The sequence below is a fragment of the Aminobacterium colombiense DSM 12261 genome (assembly GCF_000025885.1).
Classification (GTDB): Bacteria; Synergistota; Synergistia; order Synergistales; family Aminobacteriaceae; genus Aminobacterium; species Aminobacterium colombiense.
Map to the genome: position 1 here is coordinate 661599 of NC_014011.1, position 15488 is coordinate 677086.

General features: G+C 47.3%; 27 protein-coding genes. All 27 read left to right on the forward strand.

What is annotated here, in order from left to right:
* Positions 1 to 65: 65 nt before the first annotated feature.
* From fusA to AMICO_RS03275, 27 genes are read left to right on the forward strand one after another with little or no spacing between them, the layout of a single operon-like run.
* Positions 66 to 2114 carry an elongation factor G gene (fusA, locus tag AMICO_RS03145; RefSeq protein WP_041459518.1) on the forward strand — a complete coding sequence of 683 codons (2049 nt, stop codon included), beginning with the start codon at positions 66 to 68 and terminating at the stop codon, positions 2112 to 2114.
* Positions 2115 to 2145: 31 nt separating this feature from the next.
* On the forward strand, positions 2146 to 3348 hold the full coding sequence (gene tuf, locus AMICO_RS03150) for an elongation factor Tu (RefSeq protein ID WP_013048026.1): 1203 nt from the start codon (positions 2146 to 2148) through the stop codon (positions 3346 to 3348).
* A 25-nt stretch (positions 3349 to 3373) separates the two neighbouring features.
* On the forward strand, positions 3374 to 3679 hold the full coding sequence (gene rpsJ, locus AMICO_RS03155) for a 30S ribosomal protein S10 (RefSeq protein ID WP_013048027.1): 306 nt from the start codon (positions 3374 to 3376) through the stop codon (positions 3677 to 3679).
* Between the two features lie 30 nt (positions 3680 to 3709).
* Entirely contained in the window at positions 3710 to 4336 is a 627-nt protein-coding gene (gene rplC, locus AMICO_RS03160) for a 50S ribosomal protein L3 (RefSeq protein ID WP_013048028.1), read from the forward strand.
* A gap of 29 nt (positions 4337 to 4365) precedes the next feature.
* Positions 4366 to 4989: a 50S ribosomal protein L4 gene (gene rplD, locus AMICO_RS03165; RefSeq protein WP_013048029.1), complete on the forward strand. Its 624-nt coding sequence runs from the start codon at positions 4366 to 4368 to the stop codon at positions 4987 to 4989.
* A complete protein-coding gene (gene rplW / locus AMICO_RS03170; RefSeq protein ID WP_013048030.1) occupies positions 4986 to 5282 on the forward strand; it encodes a 50S ribosomal protein L23 in 297 nt (98 codons plus the stop codon). Before rplD ends, rplW begins: the two co-directional genes overlap by 4 nt.
* A gap of 19 nt (positions 5283 to 5301) precedes the next feature.
* Positions 5302 to 6129 (forward strand): 50S ribosomal protein L2, encoded by an 828-nt coding sequence (gene rplB, locus AMICO_RS03175; RefSeq protein WP_013048031.1) that lies wholly within the window; start codon positions 5302 to 5304, stop codon positions 6127 to 6129.
* A 17-nt stretch (positions 6130 to 6146) separates the two neighbouring features.
* Positions 6147 to 6428: a 30S ribosomal protein S19 gene (gene rpsS / locus AMICO_RS03180; RefSeq protein WP_013048032.1), complete on the forward strand. Its 282-nt coding sequence runs from the start codon at positions 6147 to 6149 to the stop codon at positions 6426 to 6428.
* 15 nt (positions 6429 to 6443) lie between these two features.
* Positions 6444 to 6776, forward strand: a complete 333-nt coding sequence (rplV, locus tag AMICO_RS03185; RefSeq protein WP_013048033.1) for a 50S ribosomal protein L22 — start codon at positions 6444 to 6446, stop codon at positions 6774 to 6776.
* A gap of 13 nt (positions 6777 to 6789) precedes the next feature.
* Positions 6790 to 7455: a 30S ribosomal protein S3 gene (gene rpsC, locus AMICO_RS03190; RefSeq protein ID WP_013048034.1), complete on the forward strand. Its 666-nt coding sequence runs from the start codon at positions 6790 to 6792 to the stop codon at positions 7453 to 7455.
* A gap of 6 nt (positions 7456 to 7461) precedes the next feature.
* Positions 7462 to 7884, forward strand: a complete 423-nt coding sequence (gene rplP, locus AMICO_RS03195) for a 50S ribosomal protein L16 (RefSeq protein WP_013048035.1) — start codon at positions 7462 to 7464, stop codon at positions 7882 to 7884.
* A gap of 2 nt (positions 7885 to 7886) precedes the next feature.
* The gene (gene rpmC / locus AMICO_RS03200) at positions 7887 to 8099 is read left to right on the forward strand and encodes a 50S ribosomal protein L29 (RefSeq protein WP_013048036.1); all 213 of its coding nucleotides are present in this window, start codon (positions 7887 to 7889) and stop codon (positions 8097 to 8099) included.
* Between the two features lie 6 nt (positions 8100 to 8105).
* Complete coding sequence (rpsQ, locus tag AMICO_RS03205) at positions 8106 to 8405, forward strand: 30S ribosomal protein S17 (RefSeq protein ID WP_013048037.1); 300 nt, start codon at positions 8106 to 8108, stop codon at positions 8403 to 8405.
* Between the two features lie 3 nt (positions 8406 to 8408).
* The gene (gene rplN, locus AMICO_RS03210; protein WP_013048038.1) at positions 8409 to 8777 is read left to right on the forward strand and encodes a 50S ribosomal protein L14; all 369 of its coding nucleotides are present in this window, start codon (positions 8409 to 8411) and stop codon (positions 8775 to 8777) included.
* Positions 8778 to 8792: 15 nt separating this feature from the next.
* Complete coding sequence (gene rplX / locus AMICO_RS03215) at positions 8793 to 9119, forward strand: 50S ribosomal protein L24 (RefSeq protein ID WP_013048039.1); 327 nt, start codon at positions 8793 to 8795, stop codon at positions 9117 to 9119.
* Between the two features lie 12 nt (positions 9120 to 9131).
* On the forward strand, positions 9132 to 9677 hold the full coding sequence (gene rplE / locus AMICO_RS03220; protein WP_013048040.1) for a 50S ribosomal protein L5: 546 nt from the start codon (positions 9132 to 9134) through the stop codon (positions 9675 to 9677).
* Positions 9678 to 9696: 19 nt separating this feature from the next.
* Positions 9697 to 9882, forward strand: a complete 186-nt coding sequence (locus AMICO_RS03225; RefSeq protein WP_013048041.1) for a type Z 30S ribosomal protein S14 — start codon at positions 9697 to 9699, stop codon at positions 9880 to 9882.
* 29 nt (positions 9883 to 9911) lie between these two features.
* The gene (gene rpsH, locus AMICO_RS03230) at positions 9912 to 10316 is read left to right on the forward strand and encodes a 30S ribosomal protein S8 (RefSeq protein ID WP_013048042.1); all 405 of its coding nucleotides are present in this window, start codon (positions 9912 to 9914) and stop codon (positions 10314 to 10316) included.
* An 18-nt stretch (positions 10317 to 10334) separates the two neighbouring features.
* Positions 10335 to 10874 (forward strand): 50S ribosomal protein L6, encoded by a 540-nt coding sequence (rplF, locus tag AMICO_RS03235; RefSeq protein WP_013048043.1) that lies wholly within the window; start codon positions 10335 to 10337, stop codon positions 10872 to 10874.
* Between the two features lie 15 nt (positions 10875 to 10889).
* Positions 10890 to 11258, forward strand: a complete 369-nt coding sequence (gene rplR, locus AMICO_RS03240; RefSeq protein WP_013048044.1) for a 50S ribosomal protein L18 — start codon at positions 10890 to 10892, stop codon at positions 11256 to 11258.
* A gap of 15 nt (positions 11259 to 11273) precedes the next feature.
* Positions 11274 to 11786 carry a 30S ribosomal protein S5 gene (gene rpsE, locus AMICO_RS03245; RefSeq protein WP_013048045.1) on the forward strand — a complete coding sequence of 171 codons (513 nt, stop codon included), beginning with the start codon at positions 11274 to 11276 and terminating at the stop codon, positions 11784 to 11786.
* Between the two features lie 15 nt (positions 11787 to 11801).
* Positions 11802 to 11987: a 50S ribosomal protein L30 gene (gene rpmD, locus AMICO_RS03250; protein WP_013048046.1), complete on the forward strand. Its 186-nt coding sequence runs from the start codon at positions 11802 to 11804 to the stop codon at positions 11985 to 11987.
* A 12-nt stretch (positions 11988 to 11999) separates the two neighbouring features.
* The gene (gene rplO, locus AMICO_RS03255; protein WP_013048047.1) at positions 12000 to 12446 is read left to right on the forward strand and encodes a 50S ribosomal protein L15; all 447 of its coding nucleotides are present in this window, start codon (positions 12000 to 12002) and stop codon (positions 12444 to 12446) included.
* On the forward strand, positions 12447 to 13745 hold the full coding sequence (gene secY, locus AMICO_RS03260) for a preprotein translocase subunit SecY (RefSeq protein WP_013048048.1): 1299 nt from the start codon (positions 12447 to 12449) through the stop codon (positions 13743 to 13745). It begins immediately after the preceding gene.
* 16 nt (positions 13746 to 13761) lie between these two features.
* Complete coding sequence (locus AMICO_RS03265; RefSeq protein WP_013048049.1) at positions 13762 to 14418, forward strand: adenylate kinase; 657 nt, start codon at positions 13762 to 13764, stop codon at positions 14416 to 14418.
* Entirely contained in the window at positions 14415 to 15191 is a 777-nt protein-coding gene (map, locus tag AMICO_RS03270) for a type I methionyl aminopeptidase (protein ID WP_013048050.1), read from the forward strand. The genes AMICO_RS03265 and map overlap by 4 nt, the downstream gene beginning before the upstream one ends.
* Positions 15182 to 15469, forward strand: a complete 288-nt coding sequence (locus AMICO_RS03275) for a KOW domain-containing RNA-binding protein (protein ID WP_041459519.1) — start codon at positions 15182 to 15184, stop codon at positions 15467 to 15469. Before map ends, AMICO_RS03275 begins: the two co-directional genes overlap by 10 nt.
* The last annotated feature ends 19 nt before the right edge of the window (positions 15470 to 15488 follow it).

The following is a 15488-nucleotide window of genomic DNA, read 5'->3' on the forward strand; positions in this document are numbered from 1 at the left end:
GGTTACGTCCCTGTTTTATTTAATTTATAACTTGCTTGGTGGTGAAATACGTGCACAATATTGAAATGAAAAAGATAAGAAATATAGGTATTGCCGCCCATATAGATGCAGGCAAGACCACGACCACTGAGCGTATCCTGTTCTACACTGGACGTAACTACAAGATGGGCGAGACTCATGAGGGTTCTGCCACAATGGACTGGATGGAGCAGGAGCGTGAACGGGGGATAACTATTTCCTCCGCTGCTACTACGTGTATATGGCGTGATTGTTTTGTCAACATCATTGATACGCCCGGCCACGTGGACTTTACTGTCGAAGTTGAGCGCTCCATGCGTGTCCTCGATGGTGCAGTAGCTGTTTTTTGCGCCGTGGGGGGAGTGGAACCCCAGTCTGAAACAGTGTGGCGACAAGCCGATAAGTACCATGTCCCACGTATCGCCTTTGTTAATAAAATGGATCGTGTTGGCGCTGATTTTTATCAGGTTGTTAATGGGATTCGAACACGTCTTGGTGCCAGATCTGTACCTCTTCAGTTGCCTATCGGATCTGAAGATAGATTTTCAGGGATTGTTGATCTTATTCAGATGAAGGCAGTTTTCTTTCAAGACGATTTGGGGACAGCTCCCGTTGTTGGTGAAATACCTGGTGAGCTTATGGCTGATGTAAAGAAAGCTCGCGATCTGTTGATTGAGAACTTGGCTGATTTTGACGAATCCGTCATGGAAAGTTATCTCGAAGGGCAGGATGTGCCGGAAGAAACTCTTCGCAGGGCTATTCGTGAAAATACGATTCAGCAGCGCATAGTTCCCGTGTTATGTGGCAGTGCCTTTAAGAATAAGGGTATCCAGTTGCTGCTTGACGCTGTTGTCGATTATTTACCGAGCCCCTTGGATCTTCCCCCCATTATAGGTGTGGATCCAAAGACCGAAGAAACAGTGGAGCGTCATAGCGATATGAACGAACCCTTGACCGCTTTGGGATTCAAGATCATGGTCGATCCTTTTGTAGGACGTCTTGTTTATACGAGGATCTACTCTGGGAAGCTCGTTAAGGGATCTACAGTTTATAATCCAGTGACGAATACGCGAGAGCGGGTTGGTCGAATTCTTCGCATGCATGCTAACAAGAGAGAGGAACTTGATGAGGCAGGAGCTGGTATGATCGTAGCGTTACCAGGGTTGAAAGCTACGAGAACAGGGGACACATTATGTGATGAGTCCCATCCTGTTGTTCTCGAGTCATTGCAATTTCCTGACCCTGTTATTTCTCTTGCTGTAGAGCCTGCAACGAAGAATGACAAAATAAAGCTGACAAAGGGTCTTGTGGCCTTAGCTGAAGAGGATCCAACCTTTAAGGTAAGAACTGATGAAGAAACAGCCCAAACCATCATCTCTGGTATGGGTGAACTTCATTTAGAGATTATAGTTGACCGCCTTAAGAGAGAGTTTGGCGTTGATGTAAAAGTAGGACGTCCTCAGGTGTCTTATCGTGAGACTATCCGTAAATCGTCAAGAGCTGAGGGTCGTTTTGTCAGACAGTCAGGCGGACGTGGCCAGTATGGACACGTTGTTTTTGAAATGGCGCCCCTTGAAGATGGGAAAGGGTTTGCTTTTGAAGATAAAATTGTTGGCGGAGTGGTACCTAAAGAGTATATTGCAGCAGTTCAAAAAGGACTTGATGAAGCTGTCAACAATGGTATACTTGGCGGGTTCCCGGTGATAGGAGTAAAGGTTGCCCTTGTGGACGGCAGCTATCATGAAGTTGATAGCTCGGAAATGGCCTTTAAAATAGCTGCTTCTATGGGATTTAAAGAAGCAATGAAAAAGGCGGATCCTGTTCTTATGGAACCTATTATGTCTGTGGAGGTCGTAACGCCCGAAGACTACGTAGGCGATGTTATAGGGGATATTTCCTCTCGTCGTGGGCGGATCGAAGGTATGGAAACGAAAACTAATACTCGGGTCATACGTTCCTTTGTTCCTCTTTCAGAAATGTTTGGTTACGCTACAGATTTGAGGAGTAAGACATCAGGGCGTGCAACCTACTCAATGCAATTCGATCATTACGAACAGGTTCCGGCAGAAATAGCAGAAAAGATATTAAAGAGTTAATAAAGAGCCTTTCAGGGAGGGAGACTTAAAAATGGCAAAAGAGAAATTTGAAAGAGCGAAGCCCCATCTTAACGTGGGCACCATAGGACACATTGACCACGGTAAGACGACACTTACAGCAGCGATCACGAAGTGTTTGTCGACGAAGGGTTGGTCGAATTTTGAGGCGTACGACATGATCGACAAGGCGCCAGAAGAGCGTGAGAGAGGCATTACGATCAACATTTCTCACGTAGAGTATCAGACAGAGAACCGTCACTATGCCCATATAGACTGCCCAGGTCACGCAGACTACATTAAGAACATGATTACAGGTGCCGCGCAGATGGACGGGGCTATTCTTGTTGTATCCGCGGCAGACGGTCCCATGCCCCAGACCCGCGAGCACGTTCTTTTGGCCCGGCAGGTCAACGTGCCGGCCGTAGTCGTTTTTATGAACAAGACAGACCAGGTAGACGATGATGAGCTTCTTGATCTTGTAGAGATGGAGATCCGCGAGCTTCTGAGCAAATACGATTTCCCCGGAGACGATGTCCCCATCATTCGCGGTTCAGCTTTGAAGGTATTGGAAGAGGGAACAGGAGAAGAGAACGACCCTGTGAGCAAATGCATCTGGGAGCTCATGGCCGCCTGTGACAGCTATATTCCAGCGCCTCAGCGGGAAACAGACAAGCCTTTCCTTATGCCTATCGAAGACGTGTTCACCATCACAGGCCGTGGCACAGTTGTAACGGGGCGAGTAGAGCGGGGCATGATCAAGTCAGGAGAAGAAGTGGAGATCGTGGGCATGAAGGCGGATACGACCAAGACAGTGGCCACATCCCTTGAGATGTTCAGGAAGATTCTTGACGAAGCCATTGCCGGCGACAACGTGGGCATTCTTCTTCGCGGCATAGACAAAGAGGATGTAGAGCGCGGCCAGGTATTGGCTAAGCCGGGTTCCATAACGCCTCACACGAAGTTCAAGGCAGAGGTATACGTACTGAAGAAAGAGGAAGGCGGCCGACACACCCCGTTCTTTGCGGGCTACAAGCCTCAGTTCTACTTCCGTACCACAGACGTAACAGGAGGCATCAAGCTTCCGGAAGGTGTAGAAATGGTTATGCCGGGAGACAACGCGACCTTTGAGGTTGACCTTATTGTACCTATCGCCATGGAAGCGGGACTTCGTTTCGCAGTCCGTGAAGGTGGTCACACAGTGGGTGCTGGCGTTGTCACCGAGATTCTTGCATAACCCCAAAAAAGGGGGTTGTTGAATTTTGGCTAAAAAGATACGTATTCGTCTGAAGGCCTTTGATCATAGGGTATTGGACAGTTCGGCCTCTCAGATTGCTGAGACAGCAGAGCGGAGTGGGGCTAAGGTTTCTGGTCCTATTCCCTTGCCGACTGAAATCAATAAATATACAATCTTGAAATCCCCGCACAAAGACAAAGATGCGAGGGAGCAGTTTGAAATGAGAACTCATAAGCGCCTTATAGACATCGTCAATCCGACACAAAAGACAATGGATGCGCTTATGCAGCTGAACCTTCCTTCTGGGGTGGACATCCAGATCAAACTGTAGGAAGCTCTGAGCTGAAAGGAGTGGAAGTGGATGAGCATTGGAATACTGGGGCGTAAATTAGGGATGACTCAGATATATAACGAGGCTGGACAAGCTGTGCCTGTAACTGTTATACAAGCGGGTCCTTGCCCTGTGGTCTCTCTGAAGACTCCCGAAAAGAATGGCTATTCGGCCGTACAGCTTGGTTTCGGCGAAATAAAGCCCCACAAGCTCACGAAGCCCGTAAAAGGGCAATTTGACAAGGCCAGCGTAGAGCCTCAGCGTTACTTAAGGGAATTTCGCTTAGACAACGTGAAGGGCTATGAAGTAGGCCAGGCTATCACTGTTTCTCTTTTTGAGGAAGGCGAGAAAATCAATGTGGTAGGTATGAGTAAGGGGAAGGGTTTTGCCGGTGTTATGAAACGGTTTAACTTTGGTGGTACTTTTGCGACCCATGGAGTTTCTAAGACTCACCGTCACGGTGGTTCGAGTGGAGCCAGCAGCTATCCCGGAAAGATTTTTAAAGGGAAAGCTATGCCTGGCAGGATGGGCGGCGAGCGTGTCACTGTTAAGAACCTTACTGTAGTGGCAGTCGATACGGATAACAATCTCCTGCTTGTAAAAGGGGCCGTTCCCGGTGCTAAAAATGACATCGTTACGGTCTTTAAGCAGGATTAGGTCGGGAACAGAAGGAGGGCAGAACGATTATGCCTACCGTAAAGCTTGTTAGTTTTCAGGGTGAACAGGTAAGTGACCTCCAGCTTTCCGACTCTGTGTTTGCTGCGCCGATCCACGTACCGGCCATGCACCAGGTTGTTGTAGCTCAGCTGGCGAATCTTCGCCAGGGAACCCATAGCTGCAAAGGAAGAGGAGAGGTAAGAGGCGGTGGAAGAAAGCCTTGGCGCCAGAAACATACTGGTCGTGCTCGTCACGGCAGTACGAGATCACCGATCTGGGTTGGTGGAGGAGTAGCTCACGGGCCTAGCCCTCGAGACTATAGCCAGAAGGTTAATAAAAAGGTTCGCCGTCTTGCGTTGAGAAGTGCCCTGTCTCTTAAAGTCAGAGACAATCTTTTGACCGTGGTTGATCACATTGATCTTGATACTCCATCTACAAAAGAGATGCTTGGTTTTATCGACAAGATGGGTGTAAAGAAGCCATTGATCGTTCTTCACGAGCCTAATGACGCAGTTTCAAAGTCTGTGAGAAACATTCCAGACGCAAGGGCCATCAATGTGGGCAATATCAATGTATATGATCTTTTGAACTATCAGAACCTAATTTTGACGCAGGAAGCAGTAGCCCGGATCGAGGAGGTGTACTCCATATGAAACTCCTTGCTCATGACATCATAATAAGACCAATTATTACTGAGAAGAGCAGCCGGATGATGGAGCATAATAAATATACTTTTGAAGTACATCAGGGTGCCAACAAGATCCAGGTGAGAGAGGCTATAGAAGAAATCTTTAAGGTTAAAGTTACGAACGTACATGTTATGAAGGTAAACGCTAAGCCCAAAAGAATGGGAGTATTTCTTGGAAAAACTCGTTCTTGGAAGAAAGCGATCGTAAGCCTTGCAGAAGGCGAACGTATCGAGTTCTTTGAGGGCGCGAGCATTTAGTGGGGGGGAGACGAGAAGAATGTCTATAAAAGAGTTCAAACCCTATACGCCAGGCCGCCGCGCCATGTCAAGCCAATCTTTTGATGAAGTTACAAAAAGCGAGCCTGAGCGCGCCCTGACTACAGCATTAAAAAAAGCTGGCGGACGGAACAACCTCGGTCGTATAACCATGCGCCATCGTGGCGGTGGAATGAAGCGACTCTATCGAATTATCGACTTCAAGCGCGACAAGATTGGAGTTCCGGGAAAAGTTGCGGCCATTGAATATGACCCTAACCGCTCTGCCCGTATTGCGCTTATTCACTATTTAGATGGTGAGAAACGCTATATACTGGCGCCTGCTGACCTTAGTGTTGGAGATATGGTTGTCGCAGGGCCAGAGTCTGACATTAAACCAGGCAACGCATTGAAACTTAAAGATATGCCGGTTGGTACAGTTGTTCATAATATTGAGCTAGAGCCAGGTTGCGGTGGAAAGGCCGTACGATCTGCCGGAACTTCAGCGCAGCTTATGGCGAAAGAGGGCAAGTATGCCTATATTAGAATGCCGAGCGGAGAACTTCGTCTTGTGTTGAATGAATGTATGGCAACAGTAGGACAGGTTGGCAATGTGGAACATGAGAATATCTCTCTCGGTAAAGCGGGCAAAACTCGCCTGTTAGGCAGAAGGCCTAAAGTTCGCGGTGTAGTTATGAACCCAGTTGATCACCCCCTCGGCGGTGGAGAAGGACGGAGTAAATCTCACAAGCATCCTGTTTCTCCGTGGGGAACACTGGCAAAAGGTTATCGTACCCGGAAGAACAAGCCTTCTGATAGGCTCATTGTTCGCCGCCGGTATGCGAAGTAGCGTTAGGAGGGACTGATATGGCTCGTTCAACAAAGAAAGGGCCCTATGTTGACCTTAAACTTCTTCGCAGGATAGAGGAAATGAACGTTTCAGGGAATAAGAAGGTATTGAAAACTTGGTCTCGACGTTCAACGATCGTTCCGGCGATGATTGGTCACACTATAGCGGTACATAATGGTAGAATTCATGTTCCCATTTATGTAAGTGAGAACATGGTAGGACATAAGCTTGGAGAGTTTGCTCCCACTCGCAAGTCAGCGCGACATGCGGGTCAGGAACGCTCTTCGAGGATAAGGTAAGGGGGAGTGTCGGTTATGGAAGCAAGAGCCCTTGCCAAACAGGTGCGGATTTCACCTTATAAAGTGAGACGCATTCTTCCTCTTATTAGAGGTAAAAAGGTAGACGAGGCGATGATGATCCTCAAGTACAGCCCTCAGAAGGCTGCAGGGATTGTCAGCAAGGTTCTGCAGAGTGCAGTAGCTAACGCCGAGCACAATTACGGCATGGATACTGACAAGCTGCGGGTGGTTAAAGCTACGGCAGATCAGGGACCAAGAATGAAACGTTTCCGCCCCGTATCAATGGGGAGGGCCCATCCCTATCAGCACCGTACCAGCCACGTAACGATCATCGTTGCGGAACGTTAAGGAGGGGGAACTCGTGGGACAGAAAGTTCACCCAGTAGGTTATAGATTAGGTGTAGTAACAGAGTGGGAATCCAAGTGGTATGCCAATGGCAAGGATTATGCCAAGAAACTTCATGAGGATCTCAAGCTTAGAAAATGGATCATGGATAGATGGGCTCATGCCGGTATATCCAGGGTTGACATTGAGCGCGTTGGTAATGTTATTCGCTTTTCAATTTGGACCTCCCGGCCTGGTGTAGTAATCGGTCGAGGCGGATCTGAGATACAGGTAGTAAAAGACGAGCTTCAGAAGCAGACCGGATCGAAGATAATGATAAATGTTCAGGAAATAAAGAATCCTGACTTGGTGGCTCAGCTTGTTTCAGAGAGCGTTAGCTCGGCGCTGGAGCGTAGAGTCAGCTTTAGAAGGGCAATGAAGCAGGCCATTTTCCGTGCCATGAAAGCTGGGGCAAAAGGTATTAAGGTTCAGTGTGCTGGTCGGCTTGGCGGTGCGGAGATTGCTCGGACAGAATGGTACAACGAAGGGCAGCTTCCCCTTTCCACCATTCGAGCTGATATTGATTATGGTTTCTATGAAGCCAAGACCATGTACGGCATAATTGGTGTGAAGGTCTGGATTTTCAGAGACAAAGAAAATGAAAGACCTGCGCAGCCAAGACCATCCAGGAAGAGGGGGTAATCCGAAATGCTTATGCCAAAACGAGTTAAATACCGGAAACCCTTTCGAAGACCTCTTCGTGGAATGGCCAAGGGCGGGGCAACTGTAGCCTTTGGAGACTATGGACTTCAGGCACAGGATTGCGCTTGGATCACAGCTCGCCAGATAGAGGCTACTCGAGTTGCAATTTCGAGAAAGATGAAAAAAGGTGGAAAAATCTGGATTCGCATTTTTCCAGATCATCCTTTTACCAAAAAACCTCTTGAAACCCGTATGGGTAAAGGAAAGGGAACTCCTGAGTTCTGGGTAGCCCCTGTCAAACGCGGGCGGATTCTCTTTGAAGTGGCGGGGGTGTCGCGGGAAGTCGTGGAAGAAGCATTCAGAACGGCATCTCATAAGCTCCCTGTCAAAGTCAAAATTGTTGCCCGCGAAGGTCTGGGTGGTGAATAGATATGGATGCGAAGAGTTTGCGAGATTTAACCCTAGAAGAGCTTCAAGAGAAACATCGTCAGTACAAAGAAGAGCTATTCAATCTTCGTTTTCAGAATGCAATAGGGCAGCTTCAGAATACTAGCCGGATTCTGGCTGTTAAGAAAACCATTGCTAGAGTACTGACGGTAGTGCGAGAGAAACAGCAGGCAGAAAGCGCTGCTGGAAGGAGGTAACGACTGATGGAGGCACGTACTCCCCATCGTAAAAGACGGGTCGGCACCGTTGTCAGCGAAAAGATGGACAAGACTATTGTTGTCCGTGTAATTCGCCATGACATTCATCCTCTTTATGGGAAAAGAATAGTCAAGGCTACAAAATATATGGCTCATGACCCAGAAAACACATGCCGTATTGGGGATTTAGTGAGTATCGCTGAAACTCGACCTGTGAGTCGCAGAAAGTGCTGGATTCTTGAGAAGGTAATTCAAAGAGCTCCAGTATTTGATAGAGCCGCTGACGAATTGGCCGAGGAGGAATAGGTCATGATTCAGCTTAGAACAGTTCTTAATGTAGCAGATAACTCTGGTGCGAAAAGCCTGATGTGTATTCAGGTTCTAGGCGGAAGCGGACGGCGCTATGGAACCATCGGAGACGTTATTGTTGCTTCCGTCAAAGAAGCTATCCCAAATAGCAATATCGCCAAGGGTTCTGTTGTGAAAGCTGTCATTGTCCGTACTAAGAAGGAGTTGCGCCGTTCTGACGGTTCTTATGTCCGTTTTGACGATAACGCAGCTGTAATAATTGACAACAATGGAGATCCTAAAGGGACGCGTATCTTTGGCCCTGTTGGAAGAGAGCTCCGAGCCAAGAAGTATATGAGAATACTGTCTCTGGCTCCTGAAGTTGTCTAAGGGGGCAGTGCCATAATGAGCAAGATAAGAGTGAAAAAAGGAGACTTTGTAAAAGTCATTTCCGGCAAAGACAAGGGAAAGGAAGGGAAGGTCCTTCGTAATATTCCTAAAGAAGGGAAAGTTGTTGTAGAAGGAGTTAATATGGTTACTCGCCATGTAAAACCTTCTCAAAAGAATCCCCAGGCTGGAATTGTGAAACAGGAAGCTCCTCTTTACGCCGCAAAGGTTATGCTTGTTTGCCCAGCCTGTGGAAAAGCTACGCGTGTTGGCCGTGCCTACTTGGAAAGCGGGCAGAAGGTAAGAGTTTGTAAAGAATGCGGCGAAATTGTGGATAAGGTATAAGGAGGCACGACGATGAATCCTCGTTTTATTGATAAATATAAGAACGAAGTGGTGCCTCATTTGAAGGAGGAGTTTAGTTACTCCAATGTGATGGAGGTTCCACGTATAGTCAAAGTTGTAGTCAATGTAGGTGTTGGCGAAGCTAAGACCGACACGAAGTATATGGACTCCGCAATAGCTGAACTTCGTGCAATAACTGGCCAGCAGCCCCTTATGAAAAGGGCGAAGAAGTCCATTGCTGGATTTAAACTTCGACAGGGTATGCCAGTAGGATGTAAGGTAACACTCCGGGGAGCCCGGATGTGGGAGTTTTTAGATCGCCTTATCTCATTGGCATTGCCGACCATTAAGGACTTTCAGGGTGTTTCTCGTAAAGGTTTTGATGGACGAGGCAATTACAACCTCGGGTTGAGGGAACAGCTTATCTTCCCGGAAGTTGACTACGACGATGTTATTCGAACTCGCGGAATGAATGTGTCTATCGTAACAACCGCGAAAACGGATGAAGAGGCGTTTGCCCTGCTGAAAGAGCTCGGCATGCCTTTCAGCAGCCGTTAAAGATAAGGGGGAAAGAGAAATGGCTCGTAAAGCAATGGAATACAAAGCTAAACAGCCCCCAAAGTTTAAGGTGCGGAAGTATAACAGATGCCCGCTTTGCGGACGTGTTCACTCTTATATGCGTGCGTTCGATATGTGCCGCTGCTGCTTCCGCAAACTGGCACGGGAGGGGAAGATCCCCGGTGTCGTTAAGTCTAGCTGGTAGGCGAGAGTGAACATAAGGGGGTCACAGGAATGTACGTAACCGATCCAATAGCTGATATGCTGACAAGGATACGGAACGCCAACGTGGTTTACCACGAAAGCGTAGATGTCCCTCACAGCAATGTAAAGCTTAGCATTGCTAAAATTCTTAAAGAAGAGGGATATATCCGAAATTATAAGGTAATCAACGATCCTAAAAAGCCTTACGCTGTAGTGCGTGTTTTCTTGAACTACGGTCCCAATAAGGAGCGGGTTATTCAGGGACTTCGCAGAATCAGCAAACCGGGGCGAAGGATCTATGTTGGCAAAGATAATCTCCCGAAAGTCATGGGTGGACTTGGAATAGCAGTTATTTCCACTTCCCAGGGCTTAAAGACCGACACTGAGGCTTCTCAGCTAGGTCTTGGCGGCGAGGTTGTTTGCTACGTTTGGTAAGCGAGGGAGGGAGATTTTATGTCACGCATAGGACGTAAACCAATTCCCCTCGCCAAGGGAGCTACGGTCACAATAAAAGACGACAAGGTTATTGTGAAGGGGCCAAAAGGCGAGCTGTGTTCGGATCTTGTGCCAGGTATCACTGTTTCTGTTGAAGATAGTGGTATCGTAGTTGAACGAGAAAATGACGAGAAACAGACGAGGGCCTTTCATGGAATGGTGCGAGCCCTTATTGCCAATATGGTAACAGGTGTTACCGAGGGCTTTGTAAAAAACCTTGAAATCGTTGGAGTTGGTTACCGTGCTCAAATGCAGGGGAGCAAGCTAATTCTTAATGTCGGGTATTCAAACCCTATCGAATATGAGCCACCGAAAGGTGTAGAAATTGCGACTGAAAGTCCGATAAAGATTTCAGTTAAGGGTATCGATCGACAGCTTGTAGGTCAGGTAGCGGCGATCATTCGTGAGTTCAGAAGCCCAGAGCCCTATAAAGGGAAAGGTATCCGCTATGCTGGTGAATATATTATCCGTAAGGCCGGCAAAGCCAGTGCCAAGTAACCTGAGGTGACGTTGATGAAAACGAAAAGCAGAAATGATATGCGTATCATCCGGCACCGGAGACTCAGGAAAAATGTTTCCGGAACACCGGAGCGTCCAAGAATGGCCGTTTATCACAGTCTAAGCCATATTTACGTTCAGATTGTTGATGATATGGCAGGGCATACCCTTGTCTCGGCTTCTACTCTCGACAAAAGCCTCAGGGACACCCTTTCGGCAGGAACCTGCAATATCGGAGCGGCTGTAGCCGTAGGCAAGCTTGTTGCGGAACGCGCCCTTGAAAAAGGGATTTCGACAGTGGTATTTGACCGTGGGGGACATATGTACCACGGAAAGGTCAAAGCCCTTGCAGATGCGGCCCGTGAAGCAGGCCTGAAGTTTTAAAAGGGAGGACCGAGGATGACCATGAAACGTGTTGACGCTAAAGGCTTAGAGCTCAGCGAACGCGTAGTTGCCATCAACAGAGTAAGCAAGGTCGTAAAGGGCGGAAAACGCTTTAAATTCAGTGTACTTGTTGTTGTAGGTGACGGCGAACAGTATGTTGGCGTTGGGATGGGCAAAGCGAAGGAAATTTCTGAAGCCGTTAGGAAAGGCATAGATAAAGCGACAAAAAATCTTCAGGAATTAAAAAAAGTTGGAACAACGATCCCTCATCCGATTGATGGGCACTTTGGTGCGGCTCATGTTCTTTTAAAGCCGGCTGCTCCCGGTACGGGAGTTATCGCAGGCGGAGTTGTCCGGGCAATTATGGAGCTCGGCGGCGTGAAAGATGTGCTGACCAAAGTTATTGGGAGAACTGCCAATCCTGTCAATATTGCGTGGGCAACGCTTGAAGCTTTGCGCGAGATGAGGACGCCCGACGAAATTATGCGTCTGAGAGGGCTAGAAACCGCTCAGATAGAGGCAGAATAAGGAGGGGTCGGTTCTATGGCTAAACTTCGCATAACATGGGTTAGAAGTGCGATTGGACAGCAGGCTCGTCACAAGAAGACTATTAAAGCTCTCGGACTCAGAAAACTGCACCAGACAGTAGAGTACGAGGATGTCCCCCAAATTCGCGGTATGATTAACCAAGTCCACCACCTTGTAGAGTGGACTGTTGTTGAAGACTAGGAGGGGCACACCATGAATTTACATGATCTTCGACCTGCAAGTGGTTCACGGCGTAAAGCAAAGCGCTTGGGACAGGGGCATGGCAGCGGCACTGGCAAAACAGCTGGAAAAGGAAATAAAGGCCAGAAGTCAAGAGCCGGAGGCGGAGTACGCCCTGGTTTCGAAGGCGGTCAGATGCCCATTACACGTCGAGTTCCTAAGCGTGGATTTAATAATGCACGGTTTGCTAAAAACTATCAGATAATCAATCTTGAGGAGATAGCTGATCGTTTTGAAAATGGCTCAGTTGTGGGAGTTGAGGAGTTCTACAAGGCGGGTCTTATTCAAAACTTGACGACTCCTGTAAAAATTCTCGCGAGAGGAGAAATTTCCCAGGGCCTGACGATTAAAGCCCAGGCCTTCAGTGCCCAAGCAGCTGAAAAAATTGTAGCTGCGGGGGGGAAGGCTGAGGTGATATAAGTGCTTGATTCTTTCAGGGATGCCTTTAAGCTGCCAGATCTAAAAAGACGGATACTATTTACGCTTGGAGTTCTTTTTATTTTCCGTCTCGGCGCCCATATTCCCACGCCGGGTATTGATACTGCTGCAATGGCGCGATTATTTGAGCAGGGCGCTGGTGTGCTCGGGTTCCTTGATATATTTGCAGGTGGTGCGCTGAGGCGATTTGGCATTTTCGCCCTCGGCGTTACCCCCTACATTAACTCGAGCATCGTTTTTCAGCTTCTTGTAGTTGTTTTCCCTGCACTTGAAAAGATGCAGAAAGAAAGCGAAGATGGACGAAAGAAGATAATACAGTTTACTCGTTGGGGTACAATTCTTTTTGCCGGCATTCAGGCGGTTGGCATGACTTTTTGGCTAGGACGACTTGGTATTTTCAGTGGCGGCCTTTTTGCCGGATTGATCGTTGTTTTAACAGTAACTGCTGGTGCTGTTACTGTTATGTGGTTGGGTGAAGAAATTACGGATCATGGAATAGGCAACGGCATTTCTTTGCTTATTTTTGCAGGTATAGTTGCTCGTATTCCAGAGGCTATTCTCAGAAGCTGGCAGATGCTGCGTCTTGGCGAAATGAATATTCTTGTACTCATCCTTGCTATAGGACTCATGTTTGTTGTTATTGCAGGATGTATTTTGCTTCAGGAAGGTCAGCGACGACTGCCAGTGCAGTATGCAAAGCGTGTTGTCGGGAACAAGGTCTACGGGGGGCAGAGCACCTTTATTCCTTTAAAGGTGAATCAGGCTGGCGTTATGCCAATAATTTTCGCATCGTCAGTTCTTCTTTTCCCTTATTCCATTGCCCGTTTCTTTACTGGCAATATTGCGACAATGGTACAAAAAATGTTTGAACCGGGCAGTGTCGTATACATAGTTCTTTACATTTCGCTTATAATTTTCTTTGCATACTTTTACACGGCAGTAGTTTTTAATCCTGCTGACATCGCCAATAATATGAAGAAGTACGGCGGATTCATTTTGGGGATACGTCCTGGACGTCCTACGTCGGAATTTATTGAGAAGGTTATGTCAAGAATTACGCTGGGCGGAGCAGTATTTCTCGCCATTATCGCTCTTCTTCCCACATTAATGACAAATCTCATGGGGATTACGAGCTTTTACTTTGGAGGGACTGCTGTTCTTATCGTTGTAGGTGTAGCATTAGACACCGTACATCAGATCGAAGGTCAGCTTCTGATGCGGCACTATGAAGGTATTTTGAAACGCCGTGATTCCAAAGGCGGAGGCTTCCTCCGATTCTAAGGAGGGGGAAGAGAAAATGCGAGTTATATTGTTAGGGCCACCTGGGGCGGGCAAAGGAACTCAGGCGGCAGAAATCAAAACAAAATACAAAGTTGCTCATATCTCTACTGGGGATATACTTCGTCAAAATGTCAAGGAAAAGACAAAGCTTGGTTGCCAGGCACAAGAATTCATGAATGGAGGAAAACTTGTGCCGGATGAGATTATCGTTGGAATGATGGGAGAGCGCTTGAAAGAGAAAGACTGTGAAAAGGGTTTTCTCCTTGATGGATTTCCGCGAACCGTCCCCCAGGCAGAAGCTCTAGATCAATTGCTTGCAACAATGAATCTCTCTCTTGATGCTGTTATATTACTTGACGTGGATGACGAAGTGGTTGTAAAAAGGCTCTGTGGACGTCGTATGTGCCGCCAATGTGGAGAGATTTACCATGTTACATTTAAACCGTCTTCACAGGGGATGCGCTGTGAGAAATGCGGAGGGGAACTTTTCCAGCGGGATGACGATAAAGAAACAGTTATTAGAAGTCGTCTCAAAGTTTATCATGACCAGACAGCTCCACTTATCTCTTATTACGACGAGAAGGGGCTTCTGAGAAAGGTGAATGCCGGAACGTCCAGCTCAAGTGTAATGGCAGAAATAGAAGCATTGGTTCAAGAGAAGGTAGCTGAATGATTACCTTGAAGAAGGAAAAGGATCTTCAATATATGCGAAAGGCTGGACAGATCGTAGCAGATGTACTTGACCTTATCGCAGAGATAGTTAGGCCCGGCATTACGACGGCTTATATAGATAAAGCCGCTGAAGATCTTATTTCAAGGGAGGGTGCCACTCCGGCTTTCAAGGGATATCGCGTTCCAGGAATACCTATTGCTTTCCCTGGAGCTGTGTGCGCATCTATAAATAATGAGATAGTTCATGGCATTCCTTCTCAAGACCGTTATCTTGAAGAAGGAGATATTATCAGTATCGATGTAGGAACCTGTTATGGCGGATATTATGGCGATGCAGCCTGCACCTACCCGGTAGGTAGAATAAGCCGCGAGAGACAGAGGCTCATCGATGTGACCCTTGAAAGCCTGAATAGAGCTATAGCAGAAGCAAAAGATGGTAATACCATTGGTGATATAGGACATGCTGTAGAGTCTTATGTTATCGGGAATGGATTTGGTCTGGTGCGGGATTATACGGGACATGGTTTAGGAATGCACTTGCACGAACCGCCGCAAGTGCCAAATTTTGGACATCCAGGCAGAGGAGTGACACTTAAGGCTGGTATGACTATAGCAATAGAGCCTATGGTAATGTCGGGAGCAGAAGATACAATTGTAGGTTCAGATCGATGGGTAGTTCTTACTGCCGATGGTTCTGACGCTGCTCATTTTGAAAGATCCGTTCTCATCACAAAAGATGGGGCTGAGGTACTTACTCCTTGGAAATGGGCCTGATCGGAGGAAGTCTGTTTCAAATAGGTCAGGTAGTGCTATCAAGGAAAGGGAAAGATGCTGGGAAATGGTATGTGGTCGTAAAGATCCAACCTGAAGATAACAGAATATTTGTTTCAGATGGCGATAAATTTCCGGTGTCCAAACCGAAAGCCAAGAATCCTTTACACCTTCAAGGAACACGATGGGTTATTGAAGAAGTTGCACAGAGGATCGCCCGAGGAGAAGAATTGGACAAAGGACGCTTACAGTATCTTTTATCCCATGTAAGGGAAAAATGAACAGTAGTCAGAAGCAGGG